Source organism: Mesorhizobium comanense (genome assembly GCF_005503535.1).
In the GTDB taxonomy this organism is placed as follows: domain Bacteria; phylum Pseudomonadota; class Alphaproteobacteria; order Rhizobiales; family Rhizobiaceae; genus Mesorhizobium; species Mesorhizobium comanense.
The window spans coordinates 73,939-86,877 of record NZ_SCNN01000005.1; the positions used below are offsets into that span (position 1 = coordinate 73,939).

A 12,939-nucleotide genomic window follows, 5' to 3' on the forward strand; every position below is an offset into this window, starting at 1 on the left:
ATGCAGGGCTTCATCGAATTCCTTGCCTCGCTCGCGCCGACCTCGCTGATGCCGGTGGCCATCCTGCTGCTGGCCCTGGGCGCCGGCGCGGTGGCCTGGCCGATGGTGGCGGCCAAGGGCGACCGCAACGAAGTCAAACGCCGGCTCAAGGTGGAAGCCGGCCCCGTGGCCGCCAGGCCCGAGCCGACGCAGAAGAAGAATGCCGATGTCGTGCGCGAGAAGGCGGTAAAGCGGGCACAGGAATTCTATGCCAAGAGCGATCCCGAAAACGTCGCCCGTTTGCGGATGAAACTCATCCAGGCCGGCTACATGGAGCCGCGCGCCGTCGGCATGTTCTTCATCATACGCTTCTCGATGCTGGTCGGTGCCGCGGTCGGCGCCTTCATCCTCAACCATTGGCTGGCCAGCGCCGACGCCACCATGACCAGCCGATGGGCGTTCGTGATCCTTTCAGGCGTGGCGGGCTACTTCCTGCCCAGCCTGGTGCTGACCCAGAAGACGCGCGAAAAGATGCGCGAATACCGCAACGGCTTCCCCGACTTCATGGATCTGATGATCGTCTGCTCCGATGCGGGCATGAGCATGGAGGCCGGCATCGAGCGCGTTTCGAAGGAACTTGCCAAGACCTATCCGTCACTTAGCCAGAACCTGCAACTGGTGTCGCTGGAGCTGAGGGCGGGGCGCAGCCTGGACGACGCCCTGAAGGCACTCGCGGAGCGGCTTAGTCTCGATGAGGTGCGCTCGTTCGCCACGCTGTTGCAGCAGTCGAAGGAGCTCGGCACCAGCCTTTCTGGCGCGCTGCGCGTCTTCTCCGACGAAATGCGCCACAAACGCATGTCGCTGGCCGAGGAGAAGGCGCACGCGCTGCCGGCGAAGATGTCCATACCGGTGACGGTGTGCATCCTGCCGGTGGTGCTGATGATCGCGATCATTCCCATCATCGTCAAAATGACCGGCGGCCACTAGGCCGGTATTCGCGCCCGCTACCGGCCGCTTCGGGCTTCCGGTGTCCGGTTGACTGGAATACATTTCGGTCATGGCATTCGCGATCAAGGCCGAAATCGCCGATATAAGGGCGAAGACATTCGCATTCTCCGCGCGGAAGACGATGTATGGCGGCAAGCATGTCGCCAAGGGCGATACGATTTTCCTGTTCGCCAGCGAGAATGAAGGCGGCAAGGGCCTTTTCGCGCGAGGCATCGTCACGTCGGCCGAAGCGGTTGCGCGCACGCCGGGCATCGCCCGGCAGACGCCCCGCGTCAGCCTCACGATCGAAAGCACGGCGCTGGCCAGGCGGCCGCTGGGCCGCAACGAACTGAAACGCCTGACGGACTGGCATGACGGCGGGCCGGGAACAGAGCTCAATTTCAAATTCTACCGCCAGGCCACAAACAAGGTTGTCGGCATCTCGGACGGCGTGGCGGCGTATCTCAACGACTTTTTCTAACCTGTGCGTCGGCCACTGCCCGAACTATCGGTTCCGACTTTCAAAGTGTTCGAGCCCGGCGCCCGGTGGTTAATGGGTCGTTCTGCGGAAACCAAATCTTAGGCGCATTTCGGCACCGAAGCTTAATTGCTGTGCTGTAGTGTCTTTCCCGAAGAACGACCCGACAAATCGGGCGACGGGGCAGGGCATGCGTCAGACAAGATTCGCGGCGGCGGCCATGGTGGCGGCCGTCCTGATGGTTACCGGGTGCACGACGAACGACAATGTCGACACCACCAAGACCACGGCGATCCCGCCGAGGGCCAAGGACGTCAGCGCTTCCGACCTGGCGCAAGGCAAGGCGCAGTTTCGCGACGCCAATTACGGCCTGGCCGAACAGCATTTTCGCAAGGCGGTCGAATTGAAGGCGGACAATGCCGAGGCATGGATGGGGCTCGCCGCCTCCTATGATGAACTCGGCCGTTTCGATTTTGCCGACCGCGCCTATGACCAATTGCTGAAGGTCGCCGGCCGCAAGCCGCAGATCGTCAACAATATGGGCTATTCGCAGCTGCTGCGCGGCAACAAGAAAAAGGCCAAGGTACTGCTGCTGGAAGCCAAGGCCGGCATGGCCGACCCAACGGTGGTCAATGCCAATCTCGCGCTCCTGAACAAGGGTTGACCGCGCCGGATGCCGGCATGCACCATCGCGCTTTCGGCATCCATATCGACACTTTGTAAACCCTGTCGCGAAGTTGCCTCGACCGATCGGCTGAAAACCATATCCGGGGGCCGCCTCTGACCTAGAATGCGGCGGATTGCCGACGCTCAAGAGGCCCCCATCCGATATGCTGGACTTCAGTTCGCTCCTGCTCGCAGCCGCGCTGTCGGGCATCTGCCTGAGCGTCACCATGTTTGCGATCTGGTGCACCGCGCCCCGGGCGGGTTTCGTGCTGACCGTGGCGTGCGGGATACTCGTATTGGTCGGGCATGTGGTCCTCTTTTGGCGATACACCAGGGAGCCTGATCCGCTGCTCTGCCAGATCGTGCTCGCGCTGCTCAGCCTGGGCTTCATGATCATCTGCCTGTCGGCGATGCAGTATCTCGGCGTGCCGGGCTACAGGCGCGCCGTTCTGCCGACGCTCACCGCCATGACCGTCTGTGCCGCCGTCACTTCGCTCGGCCTCGACGGCATCGGTTTCATCGTCACCTATGCGACCGTGACCGCGCTGCTTTCGGCGATCGGCATCATGTTCTGGATCAACGGCAGTCACGATCGCAGGATCCTGCTGGTTGTTTCGTTCCTGAGCGGGACCTGCGCGCTTTCCTTCGCCCTTTGCAGCGTGGTCCTGCTGGTCCAGGGGCAGTGGACACTGTCGGCCGCGCCCGACAATTGGGCCGAACGTCTGAATTCCGTCGTCGCCGTGGCCTGCATGACGGGTCTGGGCGCGCTGACGCTCTCACTCCATCACCTGCAGGCGCAGATCGAACTGAAGGCCGAAACCCTGACCGATCCGTTGACCGGTCTGATGAACCGTCGGGGTCTGACGTCGCTCTATGGTGAGCGCACCTTTGGTCCGTTCATGGCGATCGCCATGTTCGACCTCGATCACTTCAAGAAGACGAACGACATTTACGGTCACCCGGTCGGCGACCGGGTGCTGTGCCGTTTCGCCTCGGTGATCAGGAAATATGCCCGGACCGGCGTCGACGCCTTCCGCCTGGGCGGCGAGGAGTTCGCGATTGTCATGTCACGCATGACGGAAGAGCGGGCCCATGACCTCGCCAGCAAGATCGGCGTTGCCTTCGGCACCGAGATCGTTGCCACCCAGCATGGTCCATTGCGCAGCACGGTCAGCGGCGGCATCGGCTTTGGCGGCGGCGACGGCGCCAGCCTCGACGAAGTCCTGGCCGAGGCCGACGCCGCGCTCTACGCAGCCAAGCGGGCGGGCCGCAATTGCGTCATCGGCCGGAACAGGAAGGGCAAGGCCGACCCGGTCGGGCCGGCCTTGCGCTCGGCGTAGCTATTCGGCGGCCCCCAGATAGTCCGACAGCGGCGGGCAGGAGCAGACGAGGTTGCGGTCGCCGGCAACATTGTCGATGCGCGACACCGGCGGCCAGTATTTTGCCGCTGTGTCGACGTTGCCGGCGGGATAGGCTGCTTCCAGGCGCGAGTAGGGGTGGGTCCATTGGCCGGCCAGCGCCTCGGCTGATGTGTGCGGTGCGTTGACCAGGGGATTGTCGGCCAGCGGCCACTCACCGCGGGCCACTTTTGCCGCCTCGCCCGCAATGGCGATCATCGCCTCGCAGAAACGGTCGAGCTCGCGCTTGGGCTCGGATTCCGTCGGCTCGACCATCAGCGTTCCGGCGACCGGGAACGACATGGTCGGCGCGTGAAAACCGTAGTCGATCAGGCGCTTGGCGATGTCGTCGACACTGATGCCGGCGCTCTCCTTGAGCACGCGGGTGTCGAGGATGCATTCATGCGCGATGCGATCGTGCCGGCCCTTGTAAAGCAGCGGGAAGTGCGGCGCGAGCCGCGTCGCCACGTAGTTGGCGGAGATGATGGCGGTCTCCGTCGCCTGCTTCAGCCCGGCGGCGCCCATCATGCGGATATACATCCAGGTGATCGGCAGGATGGAAGCGCTGCCGAACGGTGCGGCCGACACGGCATGCGCCGATCCTTCGGTGACATGACCCGGCAGATAGGGCTTCAGATGTGCCCGGACGCCGATCGGGCCGATGCCCGGACCGCCGCCGCCATGCGGGATGCAGAAGGTCTTGTGCAGGTTCATGTGGCAGACATCGGCGCCGATATCGGCGGGGCGGGCAAGCGCGACCAGCGCGTTGAGGTTGGCGCCGTCGAAATAGACCTGGCCGCCATGCTCATGGATGAGCGCGCAAAGGTGGCGCGCGCCTTCTTCATAGACGCCATGCGTCGAAGGATAGGTGAACATCAGCGCGGCGAGATTCTTCGAATGCTCGTTGGCCTTGGCCCGCATATCGTCCATGTCGATGTTGCCGTCGTCCAGGCAGCGCACGACGACAACGCTCATGCCGGCCATTGCGGCACTTGCCGGATTGGTGCCATGCGCGGAGGAGGGGATCAGGCAGACGGTGCGATGGCCTTCGCCGCGCGCACGGTGATAGGCGCGGATGGCGAGCAGGCCGGCATATTCACCCTGGCTGCCGGCGTTGGGCTGCAGGCTGACCGCGTCGAAGCCGGTGATCTCCGACAGCCAGCCCTCCAGGTCGCCGATCATGGCGCGATAGCCGGCGGAATGGCTGGCGGGCGCGAAGGGATGCAGATTGGCGATGCTTGGCCAGCTGACCGGCATCATTTCGGCCGCCGCATTGAGCTTCATGGTGCAGGAGCCCAGCGGGATCATGGCGCGGTCCAGCGCCAGATCCTTGTCGGCCAGCCGGCGCAGGAAGCGCATCATCTCGGTTTCCGACTTGTTTTCGTGGAACACGGGCTGGGTCAGAAACTCCTTGCCACGCGGCTTGCCGGGCACCGTGCTCTCGGCGGAAGCCGCGGCCGTGGCGCCGAACAGAGCCGCGATCGCGTCGAGGTCAGCCTCGGTCGAGGTCTCGTCGAAGCTGATGCCGACATGATCGGCATCGATGACGCGCAGCAAGCGGCCGATGCCTTCGGCGGCGGCGGCGAGCTGCGCGGCCTTGCCCTTGGCTTCCACGGTCACCGTGTCGAAACGGCTCGCGCCCGGCACCGCCACCCCGGCGGCCTTCAGGCCGCTGGCCAGCCGGTTTGCAAGATCATGGATGCGGCCGGCGATCGCCTGCAATCCTGCCGGACCGTGCCAGATGGCATAGGCGGTCGCCATGTTGGCCAGCAGCGCCTGCGCGGTGCAGATGTTGGATGTGGCCTTGTCGCGGCGGATGTGCTGCTCGCGCGTCTGCAACGCCAGCCGGTAGCCCGGGCGGCCCTTGCTGTCGGTCGACTGGCCGACGAGGCGGCCGGGCATCAGGCGGGTGAGCTTGTCGGACACGGCGCAATAAGCGGCGTGCGGGCCGCCAAAGCCCATCGGCACGCCAAAGCGCTGCATCGGGCCGACGGCGATGTCGGCGCCCAGTTTCGCCGGAGCATCGGTCAGCGTCAGGCCAAGCGGGTCGGCGATGAAGACGATGATCGCGCCAGTGGCGCGGGCCTTGTCGATCGCGCCCTTGTGGTCGCCATAGACGCCAAAAGTGTCGGGCCAGGAGACGAGCAAGGCGGCGGTGTTGTCGTCGATCGTCTCGCCGTCGATCTCGACGCCGAGCGGTTCGGCGCGGGTGCGCACGACATCCAGCGTCTGCGGGTGCGGCGTGCCTGCGAACGCCACCTTGGTGCGTTTGTCGCGGTGGTGGCGCAGCGCAATGCCGACCGCTTCGGCGACAGCGGTCGCCTCGTCGAGCAGCGAGGCGGACGCCACCGGCAGGCCGGTCAATTCGGTGACCAGGGTCTGGAAATTGAACAGCATTTCCAGACGGCCCTGGCTGATCTCGGCCTGATAAGGCGTATAGGCCGTGTACCAGGCTGGATTCTCGAACAGATTGCGCTGGATGACCGGCGGCACATGGACCCCATGATAGCCGGCGCCGATGAAGCTCTTCAGCACGGTATTCCCAGCCATTTTCGCTGACAATTCGGCCAGCGCTTCTGCTTCGCTGGCCGGCGCTGGCAAGGTCAGCGGCAGGTCGAGGCGAATCGACTGCGGCACGGCCTGGCTGATCAATGTCTCGACGGAGGGAACGCCAATCACGGCAAGCATGGCTCTGACATCGTTGACGCCAGGACCGATATGGCGGGCCGAGAAGGGGGTAAGTGCTGCGCTCATCGTTTCAGATCCTGTTATCAGGCGATATGGGCTTTGTAGGCGGCCTCATCCATGAGGCCGGCGAGCTGGCTTTCGTCGGCAAGCTTCATCTTCCACAACCAGCCGGCGCCGGTCGCCGCCGAGTTGACCAGCGATGGGTCCGAGGACAGCGTGCCGTTGGCTTCGGTGATCTCGCCGTCGACCGGCGCGTAGACATCCGAGGCCGCCTTGACGGATTCGACCACGACGGCGGTATCGCCCTTGGTCAGCTTCTTTCCGGTTTCCGGCAGTTCGACGAAGACGAGGTCGCCCAGCTGTTCCTGCGCGTAGTCGGTGATGCCGACCGTGGCGATGCCGCCTTCGACGCGAAGCCATTCGTGATCTGATGTGAAATAGGTCGTTGCCATGGAATTCATCCTTTGCGGTAGCGATGAGGGGTGAAGGGCAGGGAACTGATATCGACAGGGATTTTCGTGCCGCGCACATCGGCGAAAACCCGTGTGCCGGGCTTTGCCAGCGATGCGGAGACATAGCCCATGGCGACAGGATGGCCCGCCGAGGGGCCAAAGCCACCCGATGTGACATGGCCGGCCGGATTGCCGTCGGCGTCGAACAGGGCAGCGCCGGCGCGCACCGGCTGGCGGCCTTCCGGCTTCAGCCCGACGCGCTTTTGCGCCGGGCCGCGTTCCACTGCGGCGCGCAAGGCATCCGCGCCGATGAAGGCGCCGGTGGCGCGAATCTCCTTGGGGATCGCCCACATCAGCGCCGCGGCGGCAGGGTCGGTCTCCGGCGTGATGTCCTGGCCATGCAGGCAGAGCCCGGCCTCGAGCCGCAGACTGTCGCGCGCCGCAAGGCCGATCCACATCACGCGTTCATCTTCGAGCAGTTTCGCCACAAGCTCCCGCGCTTCGGCCACCGGCAATCCGACCTCGAAACCGTCCTCGCCGGTGTAGCCCGACCGGCTCATGAACCAGTTCTTGCGCGGCTCGACCCCGTGCATGAACAGCAGCGAGCCGGTCTCGATGCCGGCACGAGACAGCACGGCCCAGGCCTCGGGTCCCTGGATAGCCAGGAAAACGCGGTCGAGGGGCTCGACCTTCACGTCGAAACCGGCGGCCAGCGCGCGCAGATGCTTTTCGTCGGCCTCAGCGTTGCCGGCATTCGCCACCACCATGAACCTGGTGTCGCCGAGCCTGGTCACGATCAGGTCGTCCAGGATGCCACCCGCTTCGTTGAGGAAGAAGGTCAGCTTGGATTGCGAGATTTCGAGGGCGCTCGCATCCAGCGGGCAGGCGCGGTCGAGCAGCGCAACCGCTTCCAGTCCGCTGACGTCGAACAGCTTCATATGCGAGATGTCGAAAAGACCCGCATGCTCGCGGGTATGCAGGTGCTCTTTCATGACGCCGGCCGGATAGGTCAGCGGCATCGACCAGCCGGCAAAGGCGCCGAAGCGCGCACCGGCGGCCTTGTGGATATCTTCGAGAGGAAGGTGTTTGTCGTCGCCCGTCATGTCGTCTCCAGAGTCGCACGCAATCGGCCGCTGATGGCGACCAGTCCGTGCCCCTCTGTCTGAAGCCTGAGAGACTCGCGCAGCCGGAACCCTGTCAGCGGCGCTTACACCTTCGGCGCGGGGGCAAGCCCCGACTTTCCAGAGTGTCTTTCCCGTCTACGGTTCTTTTGCCTGAGAGATTTCGGGCGATTTCCCCTTCGGCGACAGCTCTCGCTGCTCTCTCCCGCAAACAGGTAGGACTCGGAACCCCGAGCCCTCGACGCGCCATCCATAGCCCGTGCGCGACGGCTTGTCACCTGTCAGCGACATCGAAAGCGCATCTGGCTGGAACGGATCGTTCCAGGTGGCATGAATGTTTCGACAAGTCTTCGCTAACCACGCCGTTTGCCGGTTTTTCAAGACACTCCTGATATACCGAAGAAAAGGCACCGGCCTCTTTTCTGGCCGACGGGGATCAAAGATGGGCGAACTGATCATGAGCGCGCCGGTGGCGGGGCTGACTTCGAAGAACCGGATCGCGGCGGAAGACGTGGTGATGCTGCGCCGCGAAGTGTTCGCCGACGGCGTGGTGACCCGCGGCGAGGCCGAGGCGCTGTTCGCGCTCGACCAGACGGCGCGCGACAAATGCGATGAATGGGCCCCGTTCTTCGTCAAGGCGGTGACCGACTACATCGTCCATCAGGAAAAGCCCGCGGGCTATATCTCGCAGGACAATGCCGACTGGCTGGTCCGCACGATCTCGCGTGACGGCATGGTCGACAGCCGCACCGAGCTCGAATTGCTGGTCCACGTGCTGGAGGAGGCGAAATCCTCGCCGAGCCGGCTTTGCGTCTACGCGCTGGAGCAGGTCGCCCACGCCGTCATCGACGGCAAGGGGCCGCTGATGCTGGGTGGTGCGCTGGTGCCGGGCCTGATTGCCAGGGCGGAGGTCGAGTTGCTGCGTCGCATTCTTCATGCCCATGGCGGCGAAGCCAACATCGCCATCAGCCGGGGCGAGGCCGAGGTGCTGTTCAAGATCAACGAGCGCACCGCCCACGCCAAGAACGATCCGGCGTGGAACGAACTGTTCGTCAAGGCGATTGCCAATTTCGTCATGTGCTCGGCCGGCTATGAGGCGCCCACCCGCGAGGTGGCGCTGCGTCAGGAAAATTTCCTCGATCACGCCGAACCGGAAGTCGGCGGCTTCTTCCGCCGCATGGTTTCCGGCGGGCTCGCCGGCATCGTCGAAGCCTATCGCTCACCGGGAGACATCGAGGCCGAGTGGGAGGCCAGAAACCGGGCCGCCGAAGCACTCGCCCGTCGCGCCGAGACGATCGATGCCGGCGAAGCCGGATGGCTTGTCGAGCATATCGCCGTGAACCGGCCTCTCCATGAAAACGAACGCGCGCTGCTGACCCTGATCAAGCATGCTTCACCGGAAATCCATCCGGCATTGAAGCCGCTGCTCGACAAGGTCGCCTAGGGGGTCGCCTAGGGACAAGGTGGCCTAGGAAAGACCATCAAGTCTTCGGCTCGGCATCCGATTCTCAGGATCAGATGCCGCCATACCAGTCGTAGCCATTGTCTTCCCAATAGCCGCCACGGCCGCCGCCGACGTCGGCGAAACCGTCGACCAGTTCTATCTTCGACAGGTATTTCGGCATCTTGTAGCCGAGCTGGCGCTCGACGCGCACCCGTAGCGGCGCGCCATTCTCGACCGGCAGCGGCTTGCCGTTCAGCCCGTAAGCCAGAATCGTCTGCGGATGGCGGGCATCGATCAGGTCGATGGTGCCATAATACTTGATGTCGCCCGACAGGCTGCGGTCGATCGTATCCAGGCAATGAAACATGACGTAGCGTGCCTGCGGCTTGACAACGGCCTGATCGAGTATGAGCGACAGCGGCGTGCCAGTCCATTTGGCGATGCAGCTCCAGCCCTCGACGCAGTCGTGGCGGGTGATCTGGGTCCGGCTCGGCATGTTCGTCAGCTGCTCGTGGCTGAGCGACAGCGGCTTCTCGACCAGGCCTGACACTTCAAGCCGCCAGTCGGCGAAATTGTTGGCGAGCAGCGCCTTGTAGTCATCGTCGTCGGGCGAGGTGACGCCGTTCGGCCGCTGTGGCTGACGGATATCGGCCTCGCTGAATTCCGGGGCCAGCCTATCGCGGCCGGCAAGAAAACGTTGCGCCCGATATGTCAGGCCGTTGGCGTTCTCCAGGAAACTGCGCAGGCCGCTGCCGATGCTGAGGTGGCTGTCAAAGGCATCGCAGCCCGACAGCATGATGCCGGAGGCGCCGACGCTGGCGCCGGTCAGGAATTTCCTTCGACTGATCTGAAAATTGGAGTTGATCTCGAGTTTTGCCATCTCACGCACTCCTCTCAGCCGTCTTGTCGTCATGCGCGGGAGGGTCGGTTCGATACCAGCCGGTGATGATCGAGCGCAGTTCGTTGATCGGACCGGCGGCAAGGATCATCAGGATGTGGATGATGAAGAAGCCGACCAGCAGCACCATGACGGTGAAATGGATGGTGCGCGCCGTCTGCCGGCCGCCGAGCAGGTCGTTGAGGAACGGCAGCACCGAATTCATGCTGGGCGACATTGCAAGGCCGGTGATGATCATCAGCGGCAACAGCACGAACAGCACGCCGCCATAGGCCAATTTCTGCAGCGTGTTGTATTCGCGCGTGTGGTGGAACTTCAGCCTGATGTGGTTGGCGACATCCTGCGGCAGGCGCTTGATGTCGTCGATCCGCGGGGCGAGGTCACGACGGATATGACCGTTGATCAGGCTGGCGATCAGCCAGACGATCAAGGTCGTGGTCAGGATCCACGCGAAGAAGAAATGGATCACGCGCGCCGTGCCGAGATCGTAATAGGACGGGATCGTCGCCCAGGACGGGAAGCCGCGCGCCGTCTCGTTGCCGGGAGGGCCTGACCAGCCAAGCACACCCGTCGTGTCGAAGCGGTGGCCGAAGATCGCGGTGTAGCCGCGCGGGCCCGCACTCGTGTTCTCGGCGCCGATCTCGAAGATCGTGTTGTCGTAGCCGAAACCGGATTGCTTGCCGATATAGAGTTGCGGCCGCGCGTTGAAGATCTGAAGGCCGGAAAGCAGCATGAAAAACAACGAGATGGCCCAGAGCCAGTGTGTCAGCCGCGTCCAGCGCGACTGCCGGTAGATCAGCGGCCTCTCCGTCGATGCGGGAACGCCCGGGCCGGTGTCGGATTGGCTTCTGGCAACCGATTCCATCTTGTCTCGTCTCCCGGCCTCGCGACGTGGCCTGCGCCTTCATTGTCCTCCTGATACGTCGCGATCCAAACCGATGTTTCATCCGATCACGGATTTATTATGGACCGCCCAGGCTGACGGCGAGATTGACCGCGGCGGCGACGATGACGGTGTTGAAGAAGAACGACAGGATCGAATGGACAAGCACGACGCAGCGCATATGCGTCGTCGATATGTTGGTGTCCGCGGTCTGCGCCGTCATGCCGATGACCGCCGAGAAATACAGGAAGTCCCAGCCTTCCGGGCGCTTGTCGCCCGGGAACAACAGGCCGCCCACCGGAACCTTCTTCTTCGTCTTGGCGTCGACCTCGTCGCCGTCCATCCAGTAGACATGGGCATAATGAAGTGCCGCCATCGCATGAATGGTGAACCAGCCGAGCGGGATCGACATGAGCGCGAATACGAGTTCGAACGGATGGCCCTTGTCCTTCTGATTGATCAGCAGGAACAAGGAGATAACGGCAACGATAACGACAATGAGCGTGACCGCGAAGATGACCAGAACCGGCTGGTCGGCGGCACGCGCATTCTTGCTCAGATATTTGCCGGTGAACTTCGGCATCTGGGAGACGACGAGGATGACGTAGGCCGCAAAGAATGCGTTGGCGCCGATCGAATAAGCCAGCGGGGCATGCAGCAGCAACGCCACAAGGAGCGCAAGGACACCCAGACACGCAGACGCGGCAAACAGCATGTGGCGCTGCATGGGCTTGTCGATCGGGGTTTCTGCGGCCATGGCGGTCTCCACCCTGGATGGCTCTCGGTCTCTAGTCCGGTGTGGCGGATTTCAGGGCGCGCCGCAAGATACGGTCGAGTTCGCCCAGGAAGCGCGAGCGGTCCTGCGGCGCGAAGCTGGCATTGTAGCCCTTGCTCTCGCCGGTCTCGCGCAAATGCTGCTTGAGGTCGCGCATCGCCACGGCCATGCCGATCGTCTCGGGCGTGAACGGGCGGCCGGTCGGCCCGAGCACATGCGCGCCGAGCGCCACGGCGCGGGCGGCAAGGGGAATGTCCGCGGTGATCACGATGTCGTTGGATTTGGCGTTCTCGACGATCCAGTCGTCAGCGGCGTCGGCGCCCTTGGAGACGACCACGTTGCGGATCATCGGGTCGCGCGATGGCCGCAAGCCGCCATTGGAGACGTAGATGACAACGACGCCAAGGCGCTCGGCGACCTTCTCGACCTCCGCCTTGACCGGACAGGCGTCGGCATCGACGTAGATTGCGGGTGCTGGCATTGTCTCTCCCAAACGGGCAGGGGCCGGAACATGTCCGGCCCCCATAGCGGTAAATCCCGTAACTGTCAGGCCGGCAGCGCGCCGGACTTCTTTGCCGTCCACGTCGCGATATAGTCCATCAGGCCGGGGCTCAGGCAGTCATAGGGTTCGAGCCCGGTCTTCTTCAACTGGCCGCGAATGCCGTCCATGCGCTTGGGATCGACGCCGGATTCGATGATCGAGGACACGAAAGCGGCAAAGCCCGGAGGCGACCAGCCGTTCTCCTGGAAGCGTTCCGGGTGGATGAAGGTCAGGCCCTTGAACGGATGGTCGCGCTCGACCGGTCCATGCATGTGGACGCCGCAGCCGGTGCAGGCATGGCGCTGGATCAGCGCCGCGGGATCTACCACTTTCAGCTTGTCGCCATTCTCGGCGACGGTGACGTCGCCCGTGCCTGCCACGGCAACCACCGAGAACACCGCGCCGTCCGGCTTCCAGCACTTGGTGCAGCCGCAGGCGTGGTTGTGGGCGATCTGACCCTTGACCTTCACCTTCACCGGCTTGCTGGTGCACGCGCAGACCAGCGTGCCGCCGGCAAAGCCCGCGCTTTCCTTTGGCAGGCCGTTGTCGATCGAGTGATGCAGTTTTTCCGCCATTCCATTTCCTCCCAGTTTGAGAACCACAGCGGTCGCTGGCCGGTCGGTCGGCGGC

Annotated in this window: 13 protein-coding genes and 1 riboswitch; of the genes, 5 read left to right on the forward strand and 8 right to left on the reverse strand. The window is 63.9% G+C overall.

Features of this window, described 5'->3' with window-relative positions; all coding sequences use genetic code 11:
- The 4 genes from FFS37_RS10960 to FFS37_RS10975 all read left to right on the forward strand — a co-directional run bounded on the left by FFS37_RS10960 (position 1) and on the right by FFS37_RS10975 (position 3,450).
- Positions 1-966, forward strand: a complete 966-nt coding sequence (locus tag FFS37_RS10960; RefSeq protein WP_137930966.1) for a type II secretion system F family protein — start codon at positions 1-3, stop codon at positions 964-966.
- A gap of 70 nt (positions 967-1,036) precedes the next feature.
- Positions 1,037-1,447: a hypothetical protein gene (locus FFS37_RS10965; RefSeq protein ID WP_137930967.1), complete on the forward strand. Its 411-nt coding sequence runs from the start codon at positions 1,037-1,039 to the stop codon at positions 1,445-1,447.
- 187 nt (positions 1,448-1,634) lie between these two features.
- A complete protein-coding gene (locus tag FFS37_RS10970) occupies positions 1,635-2,108 on the forward strand; it encodes a tetratricopeptide repeat protein (RefSeq protein ID WP_137930968.1) in 474 nt (157 codons plus the stop codon).
- Between the two features lie 166 nt (positions 2,109-2,274).
- On the forward strand, positions 2,275-3,450 hold the full coding sequence (locus FFS37_RS10975) for a GGDEF domain-containing protein (protein WP_137930969.1): 1,176 nt from the start codon (positions 2,275-2,277) through the stop codon (positions 3,448-3,450).
- On the opposite strand, the gene gcvP is transcribed toward FFS37_RS10975, so the two are convergent.
- From gcvP to gcvT, 3 genes are read right to left on the reverse strand one after another with little or no spacing between them, the layout of a single operon-like run.
- Positions 3,451-6,261: an aminomethyl-transferring glycine dehydrogenase gene (gene gcvP, locus FFS37_RS10980; RefSeq protein WP_137930970.1), complete on the reverse strand. Its 2,811-nt coding sequence runs from the start codon at positions 6,259-6,261 to the stop codon at positions 3,451-3,453.
- Positions 6,262-6,278: 17 nt separating this feature from the next.
- Positions 6,279-6,647, reverse strand: a complete 369-nt coding sequence (gcvH, locus tag FFS37_RS10985; RefSeq protein ID WP_137930971.1) for a glycine cleavage system protein GcvH — start codon at positions 6,645-6,647, stop codon at positions 6,279-6,281.
- A gap of 5 nt (positions 6,648-6,652) precedes the next feature.
- The gene (gene gcvT, locus FFS37_RS10990; RefSeq protein WP_137930972.1) at positions 6,653-7,750 is read right to left on the reverse strand and encodes a glycine cleavage system aminomethyltransferase GcvT; all 1,098 of its coding nucleotides are present in this window, start codon (positions 7,748-7,750) and stop codon (positions 6,653-6,655) included.
- 149 nt (positions 7,751-7,899) lie between these two features.
- Positions 7,900-7,986: riboswitch (glycine riboswitch) on the reverse strand.
- A gap of 224 nt (positions 7,987-8,210) precedes the next feature.
- On the opposite strand from gcvT, the gene FFS37_RS10995 reads away from it, so the two are divergent.
- Entirely contained in the window at positions 8,211-9,212 is a 1,002-nt protein-coding gene (locus tag FFS37_RS10995; RefSeq protein WP_137930973.1) for a hypothetical protein, read from the forward strand.
- A 70-nt stretch (positions 9,213-9,282) separates the two neighbouring features.
- On the opposite strand, the gene FFS37_RS11000 is transcribed toward FFS37_RS10995, so the two are convergent.
- The 5 genes from FFS37_RS11000 to gfa form a co-directional block, all read right to left on the reverse strand.
- Positions 9,283-10,092 carry a molybdopterin-binding protein gene (locus tag FFS37_RS11000; RefSeq protein WP_210240450.1) on the reverse strand — a complete coding sequence of 270 codons (810 nt, stop codon included), beginning with the start codon at positions 10,090-10,092 and terminating at the stop codon, positions 9,283-9,285.
- Between the two features lies 1 nt (position 10,093).
- Positions 10,094-10,975: a cytochrome b/b6 domain-containing protein gene (locus tag FFS37_RS11005; RefSeq protein ID WP_137930975.1), complete on the reverse strand. Its 882-nt coding sequence runs from the start codon at positions 10,973-10,975 to the stop codon at positions 10,094-10,096.
- Between the two features lie 97 nt (positions 10,976-11,072).
- Entirely contained in the window at positions 11,073-11,750 is a 678-nt protein-coding gene (locus FFS37_RS11010; RefSeq protein ID WP_137930976.1) for a DUF1345 domain-containing protein, read from the reverse strand.
- 31 nt (positions 11,751-11,781) lie between these two features.
- Positions 11,782-12,249 carry a YaiI/YqxD family protein gene (locus tag FFS37_RS11015; RefSeq protein WP_137930977.1) on the reverse strand — a complete coding sequence of 156 codons (468 nt, stop codon included), beginning with the start codon at positions 12,247-12,249 and terminating at the stop codon, positions 11,782-11,784.
- Between the two features lie 65 nt (positions 12,250-12,314).
- Entirely contained in the window at positions 12,315-12,884 is a 570-nt protein-coding gene (gene gfa, locus FFS37_RS11020; protein WP_137930978.1) for an S-(hydroxymethyl)glutathione synthase, read from the reverse strand.
- Between the last annotated feature and the right edge of the window lie 55 nt (positions 12,885-12,939).

Bases quoted from the DNA above. Each gene is read 5' to 3' on its own strand.
- gcvH (WP_137930971.1), bottom strand. From the start codon at position 6,647: ATGGCAACGACCTATTTCACATCAGATCACGAATGGCTTCGCGTCGAA.
- FFS37_RS10970 (WP_137930968.1), top strand. From the start codon at position 1,635: ATGCGTCAGACAAGATTCGCGGCGGCGGCCATGGTGGCGGCCGTCCTG.
- gcvP (WP_137930970.1), bottom strand. From the start codon at position 6,261: ATGAGCGCAGCACTTACCCCCTTCTCGGCCCGCCATATCGGTCCTGGC.
- FFS37_RS10960 (WP_137930966.1), top strand. From the start codon at position 1: ATGCAGGGCTTCATCGAATTCCTTGCCTCGCTCGCGCCGACCTCGCTG.
- FFS37_RS10975 (WP_137930969.1), top strand. From the start codon at position 2,275: ATGCTGGACTTCAGTTCGCTCCTGCTCGCAGCCGCGCTGTCGGGCATC.
- FFS37_RS11000 (WP_210240450.1), bottom strand. From the start codon at position 10,092: ATGGCAAAACTCGAGATCAACTCCAATTTTCAGATCAGTCGAAGGAAA.
- FFS37_RS10995 (WP_137930973.1), top strand. From the start codon at position 8,211: ATGGGCGAACTGATCATGAGCGCGCCGGTGGCGGGGCTGACTTCGAAG.
- FFS37_RS11005 (WP_137930975.1), bottom strand. From the start codon at position 10,975: ATGGAATCGGTTGCCAGAAGCCAATCCGACACCGGCCCGGGCGTTCCC.
- FFS37_RS11010 (WP_137930976.1), bottom strand. From the start codon at position 11,750: ATGGCCGCAGAAACCCCGATCGACAAGCCCATGCAGCGCCACATGCTG.
- FFS37_RS10965 (WP_137930967.1), top strand. From the start codon at position 1,037: ATGGCATTCGCGATCAAGGCCGAAATCGCCGATATAAGGGCGAAGACA.
- gcvT (WP_137930972.1), bottom strand. From the start codon at position 7,750: ATGACGGGCGACGACAAACACCTTCCTCTCGAAGATATCCACAAGGCC.
- gfa (WP_137930978.1), bottom strand. From the start codon at position 12,884: ATGGCGGAAAAACTGCATCACTCGATCGACAACGGCCTGCCAAAGGAA.
- FFS37_RS11015 (WP_137930977.1), bottom strand. From the start codon at position 12,249: ATGCCAGCACCCGCAATCTACGTCGATGCCGACGCCTGTCCGGTCAAG.